Origin of the sequence: Mariniflexile litorale (assembly GCF_031128465.2) — a bacterium.
In the GTDB taxonomy this organism is placed as follows: Bacteria; Bacteroidota; Bacteroidia; order Flavobacteriales; family Flavobacteriaceae; genus Mariniflexile; species Mariniflexile litorale.
This window is the reverse complement of sequence record NZ_CP155618.1, coordinates 4,242,214-4,264,023: the sequence shown is the minus strand read 5'-3', so window position 1 is coordinate 4,264,023 and position 21,810 is coordinate 4,242,214. Positions and strand designations below refer to the sequence as shown.

Sequence of the window (21,810 nt, the reverse complement as noted above, 5' to 3'; positions counted from 1 at the left end):
AAATGAAATATTCTACACTTTTATTAGCCATAATTATGGTGTTTGTAACTTCTTGTAAGCAAGTTAAAAAGGATACGATCGCCCAAGCATTTATCAAAACAGAGATAGTTCTAACGAAACTGTGGGAAACAGATACTTTACTTAAAACTTGTGAGGGCGTAAGGTATGATTCTAAAACAGCAACAATTTATGTTTCAAATATTGGAGGTGTACCTCCAGACGCAAAAGATGGTGACGGGAGTATATCAATACTTAATAAAGATGGGGGAATTTTAAATCAAAATTGGGCTACTGGTATGAATGCTCCTAAAGGTATTAGTTATTATAATGGTAAACTCTATGTAACGGATATTGATGTAATTATTAAAATTGATTTGAAAACAGGAATAATAGAAAAAAAGTTTAGTGTTAGAGACGCTGTTTTTTTGAATGATCTGGATATTGATACCAATGGCGATGTTTATGTAACAGATTCTAAAGGAGATAAAATTTATAAACTTGTTAATAACGAAGTCAATGTATGGTTAGATTTAGTTGGGGAGAGCCCAAACGGTATACTTGTAGAAGACAATCGTATTTTAGTGGTTTCTTCAAGTCAGGGTGATTTTATTTCTATTGATAAAAAAACAAAACAACGAAAAGTATTAGCAACAGGAATTGTAAGAGGAGATGGAATAGTTCCAATAAACGAGGGTTATATTGTTTCTACATGGCCAGGAGAAATATATTTTGTTGATGAAAATTCTTCAAATATTAAAGCTGTAAAAATTTTAGATACAAAAGATGAAAAACTAAACACGGCAGATATTGGAATTATTCCCGAGGAAAATATTCTTTTAGTTCCGACTTTTTTTGGAAATAAGGTGGTTGCTTATAAAATTGATTACAAGTAAACTGAAATAGTCATCACAATCATTGTGAAAATCAATAAAATGATTACCAGAGGCATGACAAATTTAAGCCATTTATCATAACCTACTTTTACAATAGCTAAGGAAGCTAAAATCAATCCTGTTGGGTTAATAAAAGCAAATAAACCCATCCCGTATTGATACGCATTAACAATAAGTTCTCGACCAATTCCAACACCATCAGCTAATGGAGACATAATAGGCATGGTTAAAACTGCCATACCAGAAGATGAAGGAATAAAAAACGACAAACCACCATAAATATAAAGCATGGCGTTAATAAATATGCCTTTATTCATGCCGCTTGTGGCATTGCTTGCATAATATAATATAGTATCACTAATTTGGCCATCATTCATTAATACAGTAATGCCTCTCGCAATGCCTATTATAAGCGCCACACCCAGTAAATCGCTAGCACCTTTAATAAAAACATCAACAAAGGTATATTCATTAATTTTTGCTAAAAAACCAATAATTACGGCACCAACTAAGAACACGACGGTCATCTCTAAAAACCACCATTCTAGTTGAGATACACCATAAATCATAGCAATAAAGCACATGACAAATACAAAAAGAATAAATCGTAAACGGGTAGATAATTTGACTGTAGAATTTGTTGAATTTCCAAACATAGCTTCTATATCTTTTTTTTGACTAAAAAGAATAGACTTTGATGGATCTTTTTTTACACGTTGTGCATACCTAAGTGTGTAAAGAACACAAATAAGTGTCCCTAAAACTAACATGATAAAGCGTCCTGTTAATCCCGTAGTCCAATTAATACCGGCAGCATCTGAAGCTATAATAGCACTAAATGGATTGGAAGTAGAGCACATCGTGCCAATAGATGATCCTAAATAAATGCAAGCCAAAGCTACCATGGCGTCATATTTTGCTGCTAAAAAGATAGGTATAAGTATGGGGTAAAAAGCAATGGTTTCTTCAGCGAGTCCAAAAGTGGTACCTCCAAGGGCAATTAATAGAGTAACTAATATAATTAAAACAAACTCTTTACCTTTTAACGTTTCGGCAAGCCAAGAAATACCAGCATCAAAAGCACCTGTGTAATTCATGATTCCAATTAATCCACCTATAAATAATACTAAAAAAATGATATCGGCAGCCTCAATAATACCTTTTATGGGCGATTGAATAAAAGCTATTAACCCTTGAGGTTTTGCCTCCACTTTATGATAAGTATTAGGGATACTAATGGGTTTCCAAATATCTCCAGAGGTAAATTTTTCGATGGGAATTTTAATTTTTAAATTATCTAAGGTTTCTTGTGTAGCTTTTAAAATTTCCTTTTTTTCTAAACTGGTTCTAGTAAAAGTGTTTTCAACTTTGTTATAGGCTAAAGAATCAAATTTTCCCGAAGGAATGATCCATGTTAGTAGTGCAACCAACCCAGCTATAATTATTAGTATGGTTTGAGCTGTGGGGAATTTTAATTTTTTCAATCGTAAATTATTTTAATAAGACTAAAGATAGTATTATTTTAGTTTCATTTTAAATTTGTATTTATGAATGTTAATATACACGAAAGTTGGAAACCCTATTTAGAAACAGAGTTTGATAAACCTTATTTTAAGGATTTAATAAGTTTTGTAAAAGCGGAATATAGAAGTCATACTTGTTTTCCACCAGGGAATCAAATATTCAATGCATTTAATCATTGCCATTTTGATGATGTAAAAGTTGTTATTATTGGTCAAGATCCTTATCACGATGTTGGTCAAGCTAATGGTTTGTGTTTTTCTGTAAATGATGATATTAAACATCCTCCTTCTTTAGTTAATATTTTTAAAGAAATTGAAACAGATTTGAAAATCCCTTACCCTAAAAGTGGCAATTTAATGCGATGGGCCGATCAAGGTGTTTTACTGTTAAATGCAACACTAACAGTAAGAGCACATCAAGCAGGAAGCCATCAAAAAAAAGGTTGGGAATTATTTACAGATGCCGTTATAAAGGCCATTAGCGATAATAAAGAAAACACAGTATTTTTACTTTGGGGAGGCTATGCAAAACAAAAACAAAAATTAATTAACATAAAAAAACATAATATATTAACGTCTGGGCATCCTTCTCCTTTAAGTGCTAATAGAGGGTATTGGTTTGGAAATAAGCACTTTAATAAGGCTAACTCCCTGTTGGAGCAAGTGTTTCTGACACCTGTACAGTGGTGATTTCAGTTTTAAGTACTATAGGCATTTTTTGAACTTTAGTCTGTTTTACCGTTTTATTAGTGCTAAATTTCAATAACAAAAAATTGAAAACTACTAAAGAAAAAATTAAAATACTGATGTTAACTAACATAAGATTAGGGGATTAATTAATCGGCAATGTACGAAAAATAAGGGTTAAAATGTAATTTTTTTTTAAAAAAATTAATTCCGCTACAATATTAATAAAAAAAAGACTACATACAAGCTAGATGCTTGTACTAATTTATAAAACTTAATATATCCAAGTAAATTTTAAGTTTTCAATTATTTTTTATACTGTTTTTTTGTTTTTTTTAAACAGTCACGATTAAAAAACATGAGTAATTGTTATTTTTTAATTTGAAGTAAGTGTTTTAATGAAATAAAAATTATTTTTGAACAAAATAATATAAATGGAGCAAGTAAATTGGAAAACTGTAAAGGAGTATGAAGACATCACATATAAAAAATGTAATGGTGTGGCTCGTATTGCTTTTAACAGACCAAATGTGCGTAATGCCTTTAGACCAAAAACAACGAGTGAATTGTATGACGCATTTTATAATGCCAATGAAGATGTAAATATAGGTGTGGTATTATTATCAGCTGAAGGACCATCAACTAAAGACGGTGTTTGGAGTTTCTGTTCAGGTGGCGATCAAAAAGCCAGAGGAAAACAGGGTTATGTAGGGGATGATGGTTACCACCGATTAAACATATTAGAAGTGCAACGATTAATCCGTTTTATGCCAAAAGCAGTCATTGCAGTGGTGCCAGGGTGGGCAGTAGGTGGAGGACACAGTTTACATGTAATTTGCGATTTAACTTTAGCAAGTAAAGAGCATGCTATTTTTAAACAAACCGATGCCGATGTAACTAGTTTTGACGGGGGTTACGGCTCAGCATATTTAGCTAAAATGGTGGGACAGAAAAGAGCCCGTGAGATTTTTTTCTTAGGAAGAAATTACTCAGCACAAGAAGCTTTTGATATGGGTATGGTAAACGCTGTTGTTCCTCATGACGCATTAGAAGTTACCGCATATAAGTGGGCTCAAGAAATATTGGAAAAATCGCCAACCTCTATAAAAATGTTAAAATTCGCTATGAATTTAACAGATGATGGTATGGTAGGTCAACAAGTGTTTGCAGGTGAAGCAACCCGTTTAGCTTACATGACAGATGAAGCTGTAGAAGGTAGAAATGCTTTTCTTGAAAAACGCAAACCAAATTTTGTAAAAAAATGGATTCCATAATATGAAAAAAATTTCTATTTGGATTTCAACCATGCGTTTACGAACGCTACCCTTATCCATTTCTGGTATTATTTTGGCTTCTTGTTTTGCAGCATATAATGGTTGTTTTGATTGGTTGATATGTGTTTTGGCTATTTTAACGACTTTAAGTTTTCAAATACTATCTAATCTCGCAAACGATTATGGAGATGGAATTAAAGGGACTGATAATAATGACCGCATAGGACCAGAACGAGCCATTCAGACTGGGAAAATTTCTCCAGAAGATATGTTCAATGCCATAAAAATTAATGTATTAATATCAATAGGTTTAGCATTTTATCTAATTTTCACAGCATTTGGTGTTAAACATTTTTTCTTAACATTTACTTTCTTTTTACTTGGTATAGCATCCGTTGCAGCAGCTATTAAATACACTGTAGGTAATAATGCTTACGGTTACAAGGGGTTGGGAGATATTTATGTATTTGTGTTTTTTGGTTTAGTAAGTGTTATAGGTTGCTATGTTTTGTATGCAAAAACGATAGATCATGTGGTGTTTTTACCAGCAATAACCATTGGTTTATTAAGTGCAGCGGTTTTAAACCTAAACAATATGCGTGACATTGAATCCGACAAGAAATCAAATAAAATAACATTGGCTGTTAGAATGGGTATTGAGAATTCTAAAAAGTATCATGTTATAATTATTAGTTTAGCAATAGTCTTATCGGGATTATTTGGCATATTATATTTCACATCGCTTTACAATTTAATTTTTGTTATAGCTTACATTCCTTTAATCATACATATTAAAAAAGTATTAAAAAATACCGAACCTAAATTGTTAGATCCCGAATTAAAAAAAGTGGCATTAACTACAGTAGCTTTAGCTGTATTAATGGGAGTAGGACATTTATTATAAAATTTAAAGTTAAGTCATGAAAAGATTATCAGTTTTGCTAGCACTTGTTGTTTTTTCATTAGGCTATTCTCAAAATAAAACAACGCTTAAAATTTTAGAAAGTCCGGAATTTCATGATGAAGTAAAATCATGCGAAGTACTGGCTATGCAAACCTCAGAACAAGGTTTAATAGGTGTTGTTAGACATAGTAGAAGTCATTTATTGTTTGATATTTTCAACGAATCTTTAGGAAGAGTTAAAAATGTTCAAATTGAAGCAGACAGAAATGAAAATTATTGTGGCAATTTGTCTTTTGATAATATTATAAAAATTTTTACTGTTTTTTCACCATCAAAAAAAGAACGCGCTTTGTATTGTCATGAATTTAATATTTCTGATGGCAGTCACAAAAAAACGGAACTTTTTAAAACTGAAGTTGAAAAAAATCAACCTATATTCTCTGGTAGTAATAAACGTCAAACAGGATTCGCCATGTCTCCAAATGGAGCCTTTTTTGTTGTTTCAACAGATGATATAAAGAAAAATTCAAATTCATATACCGTTCGTGTGTATAATACTAAAGATTTAAATCTGGTTTATACAAAAACATATCAAGAAAATATTGAAAAGTTTTATGAACCCAATGATTTATCTATAGATGATTCAGGGAATGTTTATGCACTTGGGAAATTATTTTTAGAAGGCAGATCTCAAAAAAAAGGAGGCAAAGCGAATTACGATTTTGTTTTAAATAAATTAACAGCTTCTACGTATAAAACCACAAAAGTTGAGTTTAGTAAAAACCAACATATCAGTTCTTTAATTATAACAAATCAAAATAATCAAATACGTTTGATTGGCTTTTATTCTGAAGAAAACGTTAGAGGTATTAAAGGTGCATTATTTTTTAATGTAGATTCTGAGAGTATGGTTATTTCTGAAAGCAAATCATTCAATTTACCCGAGTCGGTTTATAAAGATTTATATACTGAAGCCAAAGCCGATAGAAAAAAGGATGATGAATTATCTAATTTCTATGTAGATTATATCATTAAAGATAAACTAGGAAACACTTATATTTTAGCAGAAGAATTTTTTGTAACTCAAGTTTATGTTTCCAATGGAATGGGTGGTGGATACATGCAAACCGTTTATCATTACAACACTGTTTTAGTTTTGAAACTCAATTCTAATGGCGATTTAGAATGGGGCAGAAGCATCTTCAAACGAGATGTATTTCCTTCTTACAATGCCTTCTTAAAAGATGGTGAATTGCACGTTATTTTAAATTCTGGAAAAAAATTAACAGATAAAGAAGACGGACGCATTAAAGTTTCAAAAGGGTGGTTTGAATCTACTTCACTATATGACATTGTATATAATGCCAATGGAGATGTAACTTATAATAAGATTCAAGAGAATAAAAATAATACGTATTATTTACCTTTTTATGGTATCTTTAGTGACGAACGTTTTATTACCATTAGTAGTGGAGCAGGAAAAAAGCAATTCTTAATTTTAGAATAACTAATTACTATGAAAATTACATTTTACGGTCACGCTAGTTTAGGCATACAAGTTAACGACGTAAATATTCTTGTAGACCCTTTTATTTCGGAAAACCCTAAGGCATCTCATATAGATATAAATGCACTTAAAGCCGATTATATTTTATTAACACACGCACATCAAGATCACATTGTAGACGTAGAGGCTATTGCGAAACGCACCAATGCTATAGTGGTTTCTAATTTTGAAATCGTATCACATTTTGAAGCTTTGGGTATTGAAGGACACCCAATGAACCACGGCGGTAGTTGGGATTTTGAATTTGGAACCGTAAAATATGTAAATGCCATTCATACGTCATCGTTTCCCGATGGAAAATATGGAGGACAACCTGGTGGTTTTGTGATTGAAGGTGAGCATAAAAATATTTACATAGCAGGAGATACCGCTTTAACCTTCGATATGAAGCTCATTCCGATGAGAACAGATTTAGATTTAGCCATTTTACCTATTGGCGATAATTTTACCATGGGAATTGAAGATGCCATTATAGCAAGCGATTTTGTAAAATGCGATAAAGTTTTAGGATATCATTTTGATACCTTTGGTTATATTGAAATAAACCACGAAGAAGCTAAACGCCAATTTTTTGATAAAGGCAAAGACTTGATGCTTTTAGAAATTGGTGAAAGTATAGAGTTGTAAATGATAAGAGCATTCTACAAAAAATACATTTTAAACTTTAAACAAGCCAGTGGCACCTCTCGAGGTGTTTTAAAAACTAAGGAAACTTGGTTTATTATTTTAAATTCTGAAGAAAAACAGGGTATTGGTGAATGTGGTGTTTTTAGAGGATTGTCTATAGATGATACACCTGATTATGAAGAAAAACTACAGTGGGTTTGTAAAAACATATATTTAGGTTTAGAAACTTTATTGATTGAATTAATTGAATTTCCAAGCATTCAATTTGGTTTAGAAATGGCTTTTAAATCTTTAGAAAGCCATAATCCGTTTGAATTGTTTCCTTCAAAATTTACACAAAGTGAAGATTCTATTACCATAAACGGATTGATTTGGATGGGTTCTGAAACGTTCATGAAACAACAAATTCAAGATAAAATTGAAGCAGGTTTCCATTGTATCAAAATGAAAATTGGAGCCATCGATTTTCAAACCGAAATAAATCTTTTAAAATCAATTAGAAAAGAATTCACTTCTAAAGATATTGAACTTCGTGTGGATGCTAACGGTGCTTTTTCTCCTTCTGAAGCATTAGAAAAGCTAAAAATACTGTCAGATTTAGACCTCCATTCCATAGAACAACCTATAAAACAAGGTCTAGTAGATGTTATGGCTAAACTTTGTTCAGAAACGCCACTTCCTATTGCTTTAGATGAAGAATTAATCAGAGTGTTTTCTGTAACAGAAAAGCAAAAGTTACTACAAACCATTAAGCCACAATACATAATTTTAAAACCGAGTTTAGTTGGTGGTTTTAAAGGCAGTGACGAGTGGATTGAAATAGCGAAGCAAAACGAAATAGGCTGGTGGATAACAAGTGCTTTGGAAAGTAATGTGGGCTTAAACGCCATTGCTCAATACACTTATACCAAACAAAGCAAATTGCCACAAGGTTTGGGTACGGGCGGTTTATTTACCAACAATTTTGATTGCCCATTAGAAGTAAAAAACGGTACTTTGCAGTACAATAATAAAATAGATTGGAACTTTAATTTAGTATAATATGAATTACATACAACAGGCATATAAAGGTAAAAATGAACTTTGGATGTTTATTATAACGGCATGTGTTATTTCAGGAATATTTATTTTGAATTTTATAGCTTATTTATTTACTTCAGCTGAAGATTTAGATAAAGCTTATGCTTTAATGAACAGTATACCACCAAATATATCATTAGTAGTAAACTTGTTGCCATTTGCATTTTTATTAGGTTTGCTTTTTGTGTTTGTTAAATATATACATCAAAGAAGTATTTTGTCGTTATCAACAACAAGGTTAAAACTAGATGTTAATAGAGTTTTATTTTCTTTTTTGTTGATTGTGGTCATTACATTAGTGACTTTTGGGATTTCTTATTATTCTGATCCATCACAAATAGAATTACAATTCAACCCAGCAAAGTTTGCTGTTTTGTTTTTCATAAGTATATTACTATTTCCTTTTCAGATAGGTTTAGAAGAGTATTTATTTAGAGGTTATTTTATGCAGCAAATTGGAATAATGGTAAAAAATAAATGGATACCGTTATTAATTACATCTGTTTTTTTCGGTATTGCACATAGTGCTAACCCAGAAGTAGCAGAAATGGGATTAATTGTAATGGTATTTTATATTGGTACAGGGTTACTTTTAGGGGTTATGACATTGATGGATGAAGGGTTAGAATTGGCTTTGGGTTTCCATTTTGGAAACAACCTACTTGCAGCTTTGTTAATTACCTCTGACTGGTCAGCATTACAAACGGATGCTGTTTTTAGATATACTGCTGAAGAAGCAAATAATACAGCTTTAGATATAATAATGCCAGTATTTATAATATATCCAATTATCTTATTTGTGCTTTCTAAAATATACAAATGGACCGATTGGAAAGAAAAACTATTTGGAAAAGTTGTTGAGCCTCCAAAAGAAGAGATTTTAGTTATAGAAGATATACATTCTAGTGACATCTAATTTTAGCTTTATTCATAAACAATTCAAAATAAATGGATTTCATTATTCAAATGAAGACCTATTACAATTTGCGTCTCATTTTGTAAAAGAAGGTGAGCCATATCAGCATGAAATTGGTGATTTTTTACATCATTGGCTAAATGATGATGATTTTGTTGAAGTAAAAACATCTGGTTCTACAGGAATTCCAAAAAACTTAAAAATAAAAAAGGAAGCTATGGTAAATTCAGCCTTGGCTACTGGTGATTTTTTTAATTTAAAGTCAGGCGATACGGCATTACATTGTTTGCCAACACAGTTTATTGCAGGTAAAATGATGTTGGTAAGGGCTATGATTTTAGGTTTAGAAATTGATATTATAGCCCCTACATCTAAACCCATTTTCGATTATAACAAGATGTATCATTTTTGCGCCATGATACCACTACAGGTTGAAAACTGCCTAGAAAATTGCAGCAATATTAAAACTATTATTGTTGGTGGTGCATCCGTTTCAAATACATTAAATGATAAAATTCAAAGTATCGATTCTGATGTTTACGAAACTTACGGTATGACCGAAACCGTAACACACATCGCACTTAAAAAACTCAATAATTTACTGTCATTGCGAGAAGGAACGACGAAGCAATCTGCCAAACCTTACTTCAAATTACTTCCTAACATTTCAATTTCTCAAGATGAACGTGATTGTTTAGTAATTGAAGCACCTAATCTTTCAGAAGAAAAAATAATTACAAACGATATTGTGAAAATTCATTCTGAAACGGAATTTGAATGGTTAGGTCGTTTTGATAATGTTATAAACTCGGGTGGGTTGAAATTGTTCCCAGAACAAATAGAAGCCAAACTTAAGAAACATATTTCAGAACGTTTTTTTATTGCTTCAAAACCTCACAAAACCTTAGGAGAACAACTTATTCTAGTTGTAGAAGGGAATATAGATACTGTTGATATTTCCGCTTTTTCAGAATTAAAAAAACACGAAAAGCCAAAACATATTTTTACTGTGAAGCAATTTGTTGAAACTACTTCAGGAAAAATTCAACGTAAAAAAACGTTAGAGTTAATAAGTCTTAGTTAACTCATTCAAAAGAACACTTCACTCATTAGTGGTTTTATTTTGCAGTGGTTGGGTTTAGTTTTATGCTAAACTTAAAAATCACTACAATGAAAATATTATTAAAAATCCTATTTGTATTGACAGTTTCAATACAAATACACGCACAGGAACGATTAATTAATGGTAAAGTTTCAGACGAAACAGGATTGCCTATTCCAGGAGTTAATGTCGTTATTAAAGGAACTTCAACTGGAATCTCAACAAATTTTGACGGGTTATACCAAATAAAAGCAAAAGACACAGATGTTTTAGTGTTTTCATACATTGGATTTATAGAAGAAGAGCGTGTTGTTGGGAAATTAAATACTATTTCAATAACGTTAAAAGCTGATAAAGCCACTTTGGATGAAGTTGTAATAATGGGATATGGTACAAGTGAAAGAAAATCTATAACAAGTAGCATTTCAACAGTGTCTTCAGAATCTGTTTCAAGAACTTTATCTGGAAAAGTTGGCGGTGTCTCCATCACACATAGTGAACCACAATCAGGTCAATTAACAGCTTCCGAAATAAATGATTTAGAGAAATGGCAAGGTTGGAAAAATGTGTTCAAAAATAAAGATTACAAAACAACTCGTAATGATTGGGGATTTTATTTAGAAAACAAAGTAAAAGTTGTTATAAGAGACAAAAATGGAAACCCATGTAACAATATTATAACAACACTTTATAATGATTTAAATGTGCCCATAATGACTTCTAGAACCGATATTTATGGTGAAGTTTATTTGTTTAAAGGATATGAGAATAACAGTCATAACGAGTATTATAGAATTCAAATTAATGAAGGCAATTCTATAATGGGGAAAAAAATAACCAATACAACGGAATCTGTAAGTTTTGAAATGGGTAACACCAACACCTCAAATGATATTGACGTTATGTTTACTATTGATGCAACGGGATCCATGGGTGATGAAATAGCCTATTTAAAATCGGAATTAAAAAATATTATAAATAGATTGGATGCGCGTATTAATGAAAAAAGAGTGGCTTTAACTTTTTATAGAGATAAAACGGATGCCTACCTTGTTAGAGATTTTGACTTCAACTCAAATATAGATGAAGTTAAAAATGTGTTGTCGGATCAAAGTGCAGATGGTGGTGGCGATTACGAAGAAGCGGTGCATGAAGCCTTAATAGCATCCATGAATAAGTCTTGGAATATGAATGCAAAATCTAAATTGTTATTTCTGGTTTTGGATGCGCCACCACATTTAACGCAAGAAAATGTAATGATTATTAAAGAACAAATTAAAATAGCTCAAGAAAAAGGAATTAAAATAATACCTATTGTAGCTAGTGGCGCCAATAAAACAGTGGAGTTTTTAATGCGATTTTTTAGTGTGTCAACAAATGGAACTTATGTGTTTCTTACGGATGATAGTGGTATAGGTAATGCGCATTTAAAACCAACAGCGGAAGATTATAAAATAGAAAAATTGAATGATTTAATTGTTCGGTTGATTGAGAAATACTCTGGAGTCATTGGATAAAATAACCTAAAACTAAAAACAGTTACTCTATTTTTATCAAAAATAAGGAGTAGCTGTTTTTTATGTTTTTAATATACTATTTAAACCTGTAAAATTCCCAAATTAAAAGGCTTTTCAATAGGAGCGTGGTTTGCTGCTTCAATTCCCATACTTAACCATCCTCGAGTATCTAAAGGATCTATAATAGCATCCGTCCAAATACGTGAAGCAGCATAGTATGGTGAAACTTGTGCATCGTATCGATCTTTTATTTTATTATAAAGTTCGTCTTCTTTTTCTTTAGTTATTTTTTCACCTTTCTTTTCTAAAGATGCTTTTTCTATTTGAAGCAGTACTTTTGCAGCCGAATTGCCACTCATTACTGCGAGTTCTGCACTTGGCCATGCTACAATCAATCGAGGGTCGTATGCTTTTCCACACATAGCATAATTACCAGCTCCGTAGCTATTACCTATAATAACGGTGAATTTTGGAACCACAGAATTACTAACAGCATTCACCATTTTAGCACCATCTTTTATAATACCACCATGTTCGCTTTTGCTGCCTACCATAAAACCAGTAACATCTTGTAAAAAGACTAAGGGAATTTTTTTCTGATTGCAATTTGCTATAAAACGGGTGGCTTTATCGGCGCTATCATTATAAATAACACCTCCAAATTGCATTTCTCCACTTGCTGTTTTAACTAACTTGCGTTGGTTGGCAACAATACCTACTGCCCAACCATCTATTCGGGCATAACAGGTAATAATGGTTTTACCATAACCAGCTTTATATTCATCAAATTCTGAATGATCAACCAAACGCTTAATAATTTCATACATATCGTACTGGTCTGCTCTCGATTTTGGTAGTATACCATAAATATCTTCAGGGGTTTCTTTTGGTTTAGAAGCGTCTATTCGGTTATAACCTGCTTTATCGTAATCGCCAATTTTATCAATAATGTTTCTTATAGTGTTCAACGCATCTTTATCATCTTTCGCTTTATAATCGGTAACGCCACTAATTTCACAATGTGTAGTGGCACCGCCAAGTGTTTCATTGTCAATAGTTTCACCAATAGCGGCTTTTACTAAATAACTTCCTGCTAAAAAGATGCTTCCCGTTTTATCAACAATTAAAGCTTCGTCGCTCATAATAGGCAAATAAGCACCTCCAGCAACGCAACTACCCATAACTGCAGCAATTTGAGTAATACCCATACTACTCATAATGGCGTTATTTCTAAAAATGCGACCAAAGTGTTCTTTATCTGGAAATATCTCGTCTTGCAATGGTAAATAAACCCCAGCACTATCAACTAAATATATAATTGGCAGTTTATTTTCAATGGCAATTTCTTGGGCTCTTAAATTCTTTTTTGCGGTAATAGGGAACCAAGCACCTGCTTTCACAGTGGCATCATTAGCAACCACTATACATTGTTTACCTTTTACATAACCTATTTTAACCACAACACCTGCTGAAGGACAGCCGCCATGAGATTCGTACATACCTTCTCCTGCAAAAGTGGCTATTTCAATAGACTTAGAATTAGCATCCAATAAATAATTAACACGCTCATGAGCAGTCATTTTACCCTTTGCGTGCTGTTTTTCAATACTCTTTTTCCCCCCGCCTAAGCGTACTTTAGCAAGACGTTTATTAAGTTCTGATACTAAAAGTTTATTATAATCTTCGTTTTTGTTGAAGTTTAAATCCATTGATAATTTGTTTGAAGCTAAAATACAAAAGTTTCAATTACACTATTATGTATTGTTAATGTTTTATTAATTAATATTACATGGAGATATTTTCCTTGGAAACTAAATTATTTTATATTATATTTGTATTATTAAAAAAGATAATTACATGAAAAATATAATAGCCTTTGCAGGTTCAAATAGTAAAAACTCAATCAATAAAGAATTAGCAATATATGCTTCTAGTTTAGTTGCAGATGTAAATGTTAACATTTTAGATTTAAATGATTTTGAATTGCCATTATATGGAATTGATTTAGAAAAAGAGACGGGGATTCCAGATAATGCACATAAGTTTTTAGATATTTTAAAAAATACAGATGGCATTATTTTATCTTTAGCTGAGCATAATGGAGCATATTCTACCGCTTTTAAAAATCTTTTTGATTGGCTAACAAGAATAGAAGGCAAAATGTTTTTTAATAAGCCAATGTTGCTAATGGCTACTTCGCCAGGTGGTAGAGGAGGTTTATCAGTATTAGAAATAGCTCAAGGTAGATTTGCTTTTCACGATGCAACTATCATAGAAGCATTTTCTTTACCCTTTTTTGGTAATAATTTTTCTGATGGAAAAATTACTAATGAAGATTTTGATAATCAATTAATAAATTCGGTAAAACAATTTCAAAAGCAGTTATAAAATGGAAGTTAAGCATAATGATAATGGTAAAAAGGGCATGTTTTATGTCGAAATTGATGGTAAACGAGAAGCAGAAATGACTTATTCGCATGCAAATCCAGATAAGATTATTATAGATCATACCGAAGTAAGTGAAGTACTAAAAGGACAAGGTGTGGGATATAAATTGGTTGACGCAGCCGTTGAATATTTACGCGTTAATAACTTAAAAGTAATTCCGTTATGCACATTTGCACATGCGGTTTTTAAGAAGAAACACGATGAATATGCAGATGTTTTAGCCTAAACAAATATAAAATGGGAGACATTAGTAAAGATATCAATTCAAAATTTTCTAACAACAGAGTTAAGGCACTGTTAAATATTTTATATACAGCAAACTGGATTTCTGGTTTTCAAAATGAGTTTTTTAAACCTTTTGGAATCTCGCCCCAGCAATATAATATTCTTAGAATATTAAAAGGTGCGGGAGAGCCTATAAATGTTCAAGTTATAAAAGAAAGAATGATAGATCGTGCTCCAAACACTACCCGCTTAATGGATAAGCTGTGCGCCAAAAACTATATTGAACGCCTACCGTGTGATAGTGATAGGCGCGTAGTTAAAATAGCTATTACAAAAGAAGGAAATGCTCTTTTAGAAGCAATTCCAGATAATTTAAACAAAGAATTATTGAAAAATTTAAATGAAGCAGAAGCAGAACAATTAAGTAATCTGCTTGATAAAATGAGATAGATTTCTGCAGAACAGAAATCTTAAAGTGTAATAATTAATAAAAAACACTCCTTAGTTGAGGAGATAAAATATTTAAAACGATGAAAACTATAATTCATAAAGCCGATAGTAGAGGAGTTGCCAACCATGGTTGGTTGCAGGCAAATCATTCATTTAGTTTTGCTAGTTATAATAATCCCGAAAAAGTACATTTTGGTGCTTTAAGGGTTTTGAATGATGATATTGTGGCCCCAAAAATGGGATTTGGAACTCATCCACACGATAATATGGAAATCATTACGATTCCATTGAAAGGGGTGTTAAAACACAAAGATAACATGAGCGACACATGGTTATCAGTATTGCCAGGAGAGGTGCAAGTGATGAGTGCAGGTACTGGTGTACAACATTCTGAAATTAATGGCTCTAACGAAAAGCATTTAAGCCTGTTTCAAATTTGGATATTTCCGAATAAGCAAAATGTAGTACCAAGATATGATCAAAAGACATTTGACGCTGATGAAAGGAAAAATAAACTTCAAACCTTAGTTAGTTCTATAGATGAAAACCATGAGGGAAGTTTGAAGATTCATCAAGATGCTGTAATTTCTCGGATTGATTTAGATAAAAGTACCGCATTTGAATATAAACTTAAAAGTAAAAATCATGGGGTATATGTAATGATGATTAGTGGTAAAGTATTGATTGATAACACAATTTTGGAAAATCGAGATGCTGCGGGTATTTCAGCAACGGAAATTTTTACAATTAAAGCAGAAGTTGATTCTAGTATATTGTTTATTGAAGTGCCTATGGAATTTTAATTTCCAGAGACTACATTTTAAAATTTTATAAGTTAAAAGCACCTTGGGTTAGATTTTTAAAGTTTAACCCTTTTTTATATCTCAACAGCGCATCTAAATTGATTTTTTATTATATAAGTCAGGCACTACTATATTTATTGGGTTAACATTTGGTACGGGGTTAATTACTAACTCATTTACTTTTGTGTGTACAAGCCCTAATTTATTAGTTTCAGTAAAATCGCCAGCTTCGTTATTGTTTTTATCTAAAGATGTAACTACAAAAACTTTAGTATTCATTTGTGTTTGGGTTAATGCAAATTCGTTTCCCGAAACTATATCAAGTATTTTAGAACTATCATTCATTTTAGAAATTGCTTCGGTAGGATTATCAAAGGCATAAACAACATATTTCACAGGTAAATCACCGTCTGAAGCTGCTTCTGGGGTGTCCCATAAAATTTTGAAGGGTTCAAATCTAATATTGGCGGGCTTTATAGGGCAGATATTATCTTTGCCTAATCCTAAAATAGGCGGTGCAAAAGATTTGTATTTAAATTGAGTACTATTTAAAGTTCCATTTAGTCCTTTTAAATTGTTTTTTATAACGGTATAACTATAAGCAATTTGACCAAAAGTAGCATCCATATGAGGCTGCCTATTATGATTTATTTGGTTTTGAATTTCTGAAATTTCCCAAGGGTTCGTATAATCCATTCTATAATAACCCTGACTTACATAAAGCTGTTTAGAATATAATTTTGCTTGATCATTCCACCATTTCGAGAGGGCAATATAATCTTGCGCTTTTGTGATTTTCCAATATAATTGTGGTGCTAAGTAGTCTACTTTACCTGAATTTAACCAAGCAATTGGGTCGCAAAATAAAGCGTTGAATGAAGAGGTTCCACTAATATTAGATGGAGTTCCTGATTTCCATATTCCAAATGGACTTACACCAAATACGATATTTTTATTTTTAGAAATATTAATGGTTTGTAGTGTGTCATAAACCATTCCAATCATTAGGTTTACATTGTTTCTGCGCCAATCTTCTATAGTAGCGATACAGGTTGGATTGTTATCGATATAGGTTTGTGCATCTTGCGGAGTCGTTTCCATACCAGAATAAGGATAGAAATAGTCGTCAAAGTGGATACCATCAATATCATATCTATTTGCAATATCTTGAATAACACTTACAATGTAATCTCTAACGGCAGGTAGCCCTGGATTTAACATTTTCAAAGTTAACGCTTTATCAGTATGATCTAATTTAGCTTGAAAAGTCCATGTTGGATGTAATTTTGCTACATTATTTGGTGCTAATTCCATTGCAGAGGTTTGTTTAACTCTATAAGGATTTAGCCAAGCGTGCAAATCTAGACCCCTTACATGTGCCTCTGTAACTGCAAATTCTAAAGGATCCCATAATGGAGAAGGCGCTTTCCCTTGTGTTCCTGTAAGCCAGTAAGACCAAGGGTCGATTTCAGATGCATACAAAGCATCACATTCAGGACGTACCTGCAAAAAAACGGTATTGTAACCATTTGCCTTAAGATTATCTAAAATGGTTATGAGTTCTGCTTGTTGCTCAGCGGGAGTTGCTTTACGATTAGTTGGCCAAGACAGACTGGATATTGAAGGTAAAAAGACACCTCTTAATTCTCCTTTTGCAGTTGCCTTGCTAATATGGGTGGCTACGGTATTTATGTATAAACTAGCTTTTGGAGTTGTAATACTTGTACCTACTTGTGCTTGAGTGGTAATAAAAAAAAACAGAAAATAAGGGGCAAATATTTTCATATTATTTGATCTATAATGTATTTATTTTTTAAATCTAATAGTTTCTAAGTTCAGACATTAAATTATTAAAATTTAATTATGCTTTTTCAATTAATTATTTATAATTAATAAGCGGTTAAAATTAATTAATTTATCAACAATAATAGACAATAGTATGAAAAAAACATAGACGAAATGCGTATTTTTCAGATTAAAAGTGATTCAGTCATCATGTTAAGTTCTTTTTATATGTCAAAATAGTTTTCTGTCAAGATGAAATTAATCCTTCAAAAGAAAGCTTCTTATTATTATATTCTAATTATATGATTATATGATTAGGAATAACAGGGTTTGGTTGTCTCTTTTTGTGAGATACGACGTTTTCTTAATAAAATAATAAAGAAAGCAATTAATATGCCAAATCCTGCCATAGCTGCTCCAACCCAATCGGCTGCAGTGTATCCATAGCCCATGGCAATAGGCAAACCTGCAAAATAAGCTCCCGAAGCATTCCCAATATTGAAAGCGCTTTGGTTAAGAGAAGACCCTAAAGTTTCAGAACCTTTTGATGCATTAATAATGGCTACTTGTATGGGAGTAGATAGACTGAAGGTAACCATCCCTATTATAAAAGTCATCACTAACACTAAAATTTTATCTGTTGCTAGAAAAGTATTTAATACCAAACATATCACCATAAAAATGAGTGTTATAATTATGGCATGTATGGGTAAAAACTTTTCGGCAAGCTTAGCACCAATAAAATTTCCTATCACCATACCCAATCCTGCCAATATCATAGCTATTGATACCATTTCATTTGGAAGTCCTGCAACATCTGTAATTAAGGGTGCAATATAACTGTACCAAGCAAAGAAGCCTCCAGTTCCAATGGTGGTTAATAAAATAATTAACCAAAGTTCTAACCGCTTAAAAATTTTGAACTCACTCACAAAATTAGATTCTGAAGATTGTTTTAATAGAGGCATCCATAATTTAACACTTAATACTGCCAATGCACCCACAATTCCAACCATTAAAAAAGAGATGTTCCAACTAAAATGTTTGCCTAAATAAGTTCCAAAGGGAACACCTAAAAGATTGGCGAAAGTTAAACCACTAAACATAATAGCTATACCTTGTGCTTCTTTACCTTGTTTAGAGAGTTTACCTGCTACCACAGCACCTATACCAAAAAAGGCTCCGTGAGGTAAACCAGACAGAAATCTTAAAACCATAAAAGAAGTATAGTTTGTAGCCAAAGCCGATAGGGTATTGAATACTGTAAACCAAAGCATAAGTGCTATTAAAACTTTGTTTGCAGGCCACTTGCTTCCTAAACCAGTGAGTAGTGGAGCACCTATAACTACTCCAAGCGCATAAGCCGCTATAAAATGTCCAGCTTGAGGGATGCTTATATTAAAGGCGGTAGCAACATCCGGCAAAATGCCCATGATAACAAATTCGGTTAATCCGATACCAAATCCTCCAATAGCTAAAGATAATAGGGCTTTGTTCATAATAAAGTTTAATTTGAGACTATTTTTAAACCGCAAAAGTAGGGGTTATATAAGAGTATAATTGTTAAACGATTTGATAAATAAACGTTAATTGAGAAGTTTCAAAAATATATTCATTTATATAGCCACATTCAATTATTTAGGGGATTAATTTTGATGAAATGACAGTATACTGCAAATAAAAGCATGAAATAATTAAAACCCAAAAAAGGAACACACATGGTGGTTATAAAGGCTTATAAACGAACCTGTGAGCTTATTTAAAATTTATTATAGAATAATATTATTTATAAACTTTAGATTTATTACTAAAAGTACGATATTTGTAGAGTGAATCTGCGCAAGGGATTGCAGCGGCATCCTTTTTTATGTGCTCTCGATATATCTCGATGGTATTATAATACTTAAACACAAAAAAAAGATACAGCGGAAAGCCCGACCTTATTTTCAAGGATGCGCCCAAAAATTAAATAACTAACTATGGCAATGAATAAAAACACAGTATTGGCTTGGGCCACAACAATTATGATAATAGTAGGCGTCGCATTAATTTTAATGGGTGCTTTTAAATACGATGATGTAGCGGGTTGGGGTTTTGCAGCTGTAGGTATTGGTTTTTTTGCCATTGCTTGGGTCTTTAATGCTTTAAAGGGGCGTGTATAATATAGTTTGCTGTATTCGTTGTATTTTGCAATGTTTTCAATAATACAAACGGATATTTTTTTCAAATAGTAAATCTAAAATCATAATTAATTATGTCTGACGATAAAAAAGTTATCTTCTCAATGTCTGGTTTAACCAAGACATTTACTGGTGCAAATACGCCAGTATTAAAAAATATTTATTTAAGTTTTTTTTACGGTGCTAAAATTGGAATTTTAGGTTTAAATGGATCGGGTAAGTCTACCTTGCTTAAAATTATTGCGGGGGTTGAAAAGAATTATCAAGGAGATGTTACTTTTTTGCAAGATTACTCGGTTGGGTATTTAGAGCAAGAGCCACAGCTTGATGAAAGCAAAACCGTTTTAGAAATTGTAAAAGAAGGTGCAGCTGAAACTGTTGCTATTCTTGATGAATACAATAAAATAAACGATATGTTTGGTTTAGAAGAAGTGTATTCTAACCCAGATAAAATGGACAAACTCATGGCTAGACAAGCTGAGCTTCAAGATAAAATTGATGCTTCGAATGCTTGGGAATTAGATACCAAATTAGAAATTGCTATGGATGCACTTAGAACACCAGATGGCGATAAAAAAATAGGTGTATTATCAGGTGGAGAACGTCGTCGTGTAGCATTATGCCGATTGCTGTTACAAGAGCCAGATGTGTTGTTATTGGATGAGCCAACCAACCACTTAGATGCAGAATCGGTACATTGGTTAGAGCATCATTTAGCACAATATAAAGGAACTGTTATTGCAGTAACTCACGATAGATACTTTTTAGATAACGTTGCTGGGTGGATATTAGAATTAGATAGAGGAGAGGGTATTCCTTGGAAAGGTAATTATTCTTCTTGGTTAGATCAAAAATCAAAGCGTTTAGCTCAAGAAAGTAAGACAGCTTCGAAGCGCCAAAAAACATTGGAGCGTGAGTTAGAGTGGGTTCGTCAAGGTGCCAAAGGACGTCAAACCAAACAAAAAGCACGTTTAAACAATTATGATAAATTATTAAGTCAAGACCAAAAACAACTTGACGAAAAATTAGAGATTTATATTCCTAATGGGCCACGTTTAGGCACGAATGTTATAGAAGCGGTTGGTGTAAGTAAAGGTTTTGATGATAAATTGTTGTACGAAGATTTAAACTTCAAACTACCACAAGCAGGTATTGTTGGTGTTATTGGCCCGAATGGTGCTGGTAAAACAACTATTTTTAGAATGATTATGGGTGAACAAACACCAGATAAAGGTGAGTTTCTAGTAGGTGAAACAGCTAAAATAGCGTACGTAGATCAGGCACATTCTAACATTGACCCCGAAAAAACAATTTGGCAAAATTTTAGCGATGAACAAGAGCTTGTTTTAATGGGAGGTAAAGAGGTGAATTCTAGAGCTTATTTAAGTCGTTTTAATTTTTCAGGAGGAGAACAAAATAAAAAAGTGAAATTACTTTCTGGAGGTGAGAGAAACCGTCTTCATTTAGCCATGACACTTAAAGAGGAAGGCAACGTACTACTTTTGGATGAGCCAACCAATGATCTTGATGTGAATACTTTACGCGCTTTAGAAGAAGGTTTAGAAAACTTTGCAGGTTGTGCCGTCGTGATATCGCATGATAGATGGTTTTTAGATAGAATCTGTACCCATATTTTGGCTTTCGAAGGCGATTCGCAAGTGTATTTCTTTGAAGGTAGTTTTAGCGAGTACGAAGAAAGTAAAAAGAAACGTTTGGGAGGTGATTTAACACCTAAACGTATTAAGTATAAGAAGTTAGTGCGTTAATCATGTACTGATTACATACATAAAAAGCCTGCTTTAGCAGGCTTTTTATGTATGTAATGTTTT

General features: G+C 32.3%; 20 protein-coding genes. 16 read left to right on the top strand and 4 right to left on the bottom strand.

Annotated elements, in window-relative coordinates:
- The first annotated feature begins 2 nt into the window (after positions 1 to 2).
- On the top strand, positions 3 to 893 hold the full coding sequence (locus tag QLS71_RS18085) for a hypothetical protein (protein WP_308993605.1): 891 nt from the start codon (positions 3 to 5) through the stop codon (positions 891 to 893).
- Here the strand turns inward: QLS71_RS18085 and QLS71_RS18080 are convergent.
- Entirely contained in the window at positions 884 to 2,377 is a 1,494-nt protein-coding gene (locus tag QLS71_RS18080; protein ID WP_308993604.1) for a YfcC family protein, read from the bottom strand. The two genes, QLS71_RS18085 and QLS71_RS18080, sit on opposite strands and share 10 nt — an antisense overlap.
- A 63-nt stretch (positions 2,378 to 2,440) precedes the next feature.
- Between QLS71_RS18080 and QLS71_RS18075 the strand changes: the two genes are divergently transcribed.
- From QLS71_RS18075 to QLS71_RS18035, 9 genes are all read left to right on the top strand, one after another.
- Entirely contained in the window at positions 2,441 to 3,106 is a 666-nt protein-coding gene (locus QLS71_RS18075) for a uracil-DNA glycosylase (protein ID WP_308993603.1), read from the top strand.
- Positions 3,107 to 3,537: 431 nt separating this feature from the next.
- Positions 3,538 to 4,377, top strand: coding sequence for a 1,4-dihydroxy-2-naphthoyl-CoA synthase (locus QLS71_RS18070; RefSeq protein ID WP_308993602.1), 840 nt, complete (start codon positions 3,538 to 3,540; stop codon positions 4,375 to 4,377).
- 1 nt (position 4,378) lies between these two features.
- Positions 4,379 to 5,281: a 1,4-dihydroxy-2-naphthoate octaprenyltransferase gene (menA, locus tag QLS71_RS18065; protein WP_308993601.1), complete on the top strand. Its 903-nt coding sequence runs from the start codon at positions 4,379 to 4,381 to the stop codon at positions 5,279 to 5,281.
- 16 nt (positions 5,282 to 5,297) lie between these two features.
- Positions 5,298 to 6,788, top strand: coding sequence for a hypothetical protein (locus QLS71_RS18060; RefSeq protein ID WP_308993600.1), 1,491 nt, complete (start codon positions 5,298 to 5,300; stop codon positions 6,786 to 6,788).
- Positions 6,789 to 6,797: 9 nt separating this feature from the next.
- On the top strand, positions 6,798 to 7,475 hold the full coding sequence (locus tag QLS71_RS18055; RefSeq protein WP_308993599.1) for a metal-dependent hydrolase: 678 nt from the start codon (positions 6,798 to 6,800) through the stop codon (positions 7,473 to 7,475).
- On the top strand, positions 7,476 to 8,516 hold the full coding sequence (locus QLS71_RS18050; protein ID WP_308993598.1) for an o-succinylbenzoate synthase: 1,041 nt from the start codon (positions 7,476 to 7,478) through the stop codon (positions 8,514 to 8,516).
- A 1-nt stretch (position 8,517) separates the two neighbouring features.
- Positions 8,518 to 9,471 carry a type II CAAX endopeptidase family protein gene (locus QLS71_RS18045; RefSeq protein WP_308993597.1) on the top strand — a complete coding sequence of 318 codons (954 nt, stop codon included), beginning with the start codon at positions 8,518 to 8,520 and terminating at the stop codon, positions 9,469 to 9,471.
- Complete coding sequence (locus tag QLS71_RS18040) at positions 9,461 to 10,555, top strand: AMP-binding protein (protein WP_308993596.1); 1,095 nt, start codon at positions 9,461 to 9,463, stop codon at positions 10,553 to 10,555. Before QLS71_RS18045 ends, QLS71_RS18040 begins: the two co-directional genes overlap by 11 nt.
- An 86-nt stretch (positions 10,556 to 10,641) precedes the next feature.
- A complete protein-coding gene (locus tag QLS71_RS18035; RefSeq protein WP_308993595.1) occupies positions 10,642 to 12,090 on the top strand; it encodes a carboxypeptidase-like regulatory domain-containing protein in 1,449 nt (482 codons plus the stop codon).
- Between the two features lie 80 nt (positions 12,091 to 12,170).
- Here the strand turns inward: QLS71_RS18035 and QLS71_RS18030 are convergent, their stop codons facing one another.
- Complete coding sequence (locus QLS71_RS18030) at positions 12,171 to 13,799, bottom strand: carboxyl transferase domain-containing protein (RefSeq protein WP_308993594.1); 1,629 nt, start codon at positions 13,797 to 13,799, stop codon at positions 12,171 to 12,173.
- A gap of 148 nt (positions 13,800 to 13,947) precedes the next feature.
- Here QLS71_RS18030 and QLS71_RS18025 point away from each other — a divergent pair, with 148 nt between their 5' ends.
- The 4 genes from QLS71_RS18025 to QLS71_RS18010 all read left to right on the top strand — a co-directional run bounded on the left by QLS71_RS18025 (position 13,948) and on the right by QLS71_RS18010 (position 16,016).
- Positions 13,948 to 14,478 carry an NAD(P)H-dependent oxidoreductase gene (locus QLS71_RS18025; RefSeq protein ID WP_308993593.1) on the top strand — a complete coding sequence of 177 codons (531 nt, stop codon included), beginning with the start codon at positions 13,948 to 13,950 and terminating at the stop codon, positions 14,476 to 14,478.
- Position 14,479: 1 nt separating this feature from the next.
- Complete coding sequence (locus QLS71_RS18020; RefSeq protein ID WP_308993592.1) at positions 14,480 to 14,764, top strand: GNAT family N-acetyltransferase; 285 nt, start codon at positions 14,480 to 14,482, stop codon at positions 14,762 to 14,764.
- Positions 14,765 to 14,775: 11 nt separating this feature from the next.
- Positions 14,776 to 15,213: a MarR family transcriptional regulator gene (locus QLS71_RS18015; RefSeq protein WP_308993591.1), complete on the top strand. Its 438-nt coding sequence runs from the start codon at positions 14,776 to 14,778 to the stop codon at positions 15,211 to 15,213.
- Between the two features lie 80 nt (positions 15,214 to 15,293).
- On the top strand, positions 15,294 to 16,016 hold the full coding sequence (locus QLS71_RS18010) for a pirin family protein (protein ID WP_308993590.1): 723 nt from the start codon (positions 15,294 to 15,296) through the stop codon (positions 16,014 to 16,016).
- Positions 16,017 to 16,109: 93 nt separating this feature from the next.
- On the opposite strand, the gene QLS71_RS18005 is transcribed toward QLS71_RS18010, so the two are convergent.
- Positions 16,110 to 17,801 (bottom strand): family 10 glycosylhydrolase, encoded by a 1,692-nt coding sequence (locus QLS71_RS18005; protein ID WP_308993589.1) that lies wholly within the window; start codon positions 17,799 to 17,801, stop codon positions 16,110 to 16,112.
- A gap of 314 nt (positions 17,802 to 18,115) precedes the next feature.
- Positions 18,116 to 19,300 (bottom strand): MFS transporter, encoded by a 1,185-nt coding sequence (locus tag QLS71_RS18000; protein ID WP_308993588.1) that lies wholly within the window; start codon positions 19,298 to 19,300, stop codon positions 18,116 to 18,118.
- Positions 19,301 to 19,780: 480 nt separating this feature from the next.
- Between QLS71_RS18000 and QLS71_RS17995 the strand changes: the two genes are divergently transcribed.
- Positions 19,781 to 19,963 (top strand): CAL67264 family membrane protein, encoded by a 183-nt coding sequence (locus QLS71_RS17995; protein WP_308993587.1) that lies wholly within the window; start codon positions 19,781 to 19,783, stop codon positions 19,961 to 19,963.
- Positions 19,964 to 20,055: 92 nt separating this feature from the next.
- On the top strand, positions 20,056 to 21,747 hold the full coding sequence (gene ettA / locus QLS71_RS17990) for an energy-dependent translational throttle protein EttA (protein ID WP_308993586.1): 1,692 nt from the start codon (positions 20,056 to 20,058) through the stop codon (positions 21,745 to 21,747).
- Positions 21,748 to 21,810 lie beyond the last annotated feature (63 nt).

Excerpts from the sequence above, each read along its gene's own strand:
- QLS71_RS18085 (WP_308993605.1), top strand. The coding sequence starts at position 3 with ATGAAATATTCTACACTTTTATTAGCCATAATTATGGTGTTTGTAACT.
- QLS71_RS18075 (WP_308993603.1), top strand. The coding sequence starts at position 2,441 with ATGAATGTTAATATACACGAAAGTTGGAAACCCTATTTAGAAACAGAG.
- QLS71_RS18070 (WP_308993602.1), top strand. The coding sequence starts at position 3,538 with ATGGAGCAAGTAAATTGGAAAACTGTAAAGGAGTATGAAGACATCACA.
- menA (WP_308993601.1), top strand. The coding sequence starts at position 4,379 with ATGAAAAAAATTTCTATTTGGATTTCAACCATGCGTTTACGAACGCTA.
- QLS71_RS18060 (WP_308993600.1), top strand. The coding sequence starts at position 5,298 with ATGAAAAGATTATCAGTTTTGCTAGCACTTGTTGTTTTTTCATTAGGC.
- QLS71_RS18055 (WP_308993599.1), top strand. The coding sequence starts at position 6,798 with ATGAAAATTACATTTTACGGTCACGCTAGTTTAGGCATACAAGTTAAC.
- QLS71_RS18050 (WP_308993598.1), top strand. The coding sequence starts at position 7,476 with ATGATAAGAGCATTCTACAAAAAATACATTTTAAACTTTAAACAAGCC.
- QLS71_RS18045 (WP_308993597.1), top strand. The coding sequence starts at position 8,518 with ATGAATTACATACAACAGGCATATAAAGGTAAAAATGAACTTTGGATG.
- QLS71_RS18035 (WP_308993595.1), top strand. The coding sequence starts at position 10,642 with ATGAAAATATTATTAAAAATCCTATTTGTATTGACAGTTTCAATACAA.
- QLS71_RS18030 (WP_308993594.1), bottom strand. The coding sequence starts at position 13,799 with ATGGATTTAAACTTCAACAAAAACGAAGATTATAATAAACTTTTAGTA.
- QLS71_RS18025 (WP_308993593.1), top strand. The coding sequence starts at position 13,948 with ATGAAAAATATAATAGCCTTTGCAGGTTCAAATAGTAAAAACTCAATC.
- QLS71_RS18020 (WP_308993592.1), top strand. The coding sequence starts at position 14,480 with ATGGAAGTTAAGCATAATGATAATGGTAAAAAGGGCATGTTTTATGTC.
- QLS71_RS18015 (WP_308993591.1), top strand. The coding sequence starts at position 14,776 with ATGGGAGACATTAGTAAAGATATCAATTCAAAATTTTCTAACAACAGA.
- QLS71_RS18010 (WP_308993590.1), top strand. The coding sequence starts at position 15,294 with ATGAAAACTATAATTCATAAAGCCGATAGTAGAGGAGTTGCCAACCAT.
- QLS71_RS18005 (WP_308993589.1), bottom strand. The coding sequence starts at position 17,801 with ATGAAAATATTTGCCCCTTATTTTCTGTTTTTTTTTATTACCACTCAA.
- QLS71_RS18000 (WP_308993588.1), bottom strand. The coding sequence starts at position 19,300 with ATGAACAAAGCCCTATTATCTTTAGCTATTGGAGGATTTGGTATCGGA.
- QLS71_RS17995 (WP_308993587.1), top strand. The coding sequence starts at position 19,781 with ATGGCAATGAATAAAAACACAGTATTGGCTTGGGCCACAACAATTATG.
- ettA (WP_308993586.1), top strand. The coding sequence starts at position 20,056 with ATGTCTGACGATAAAAAAGTTATCTTCTCAATGTCTGGTTTAACCAAG.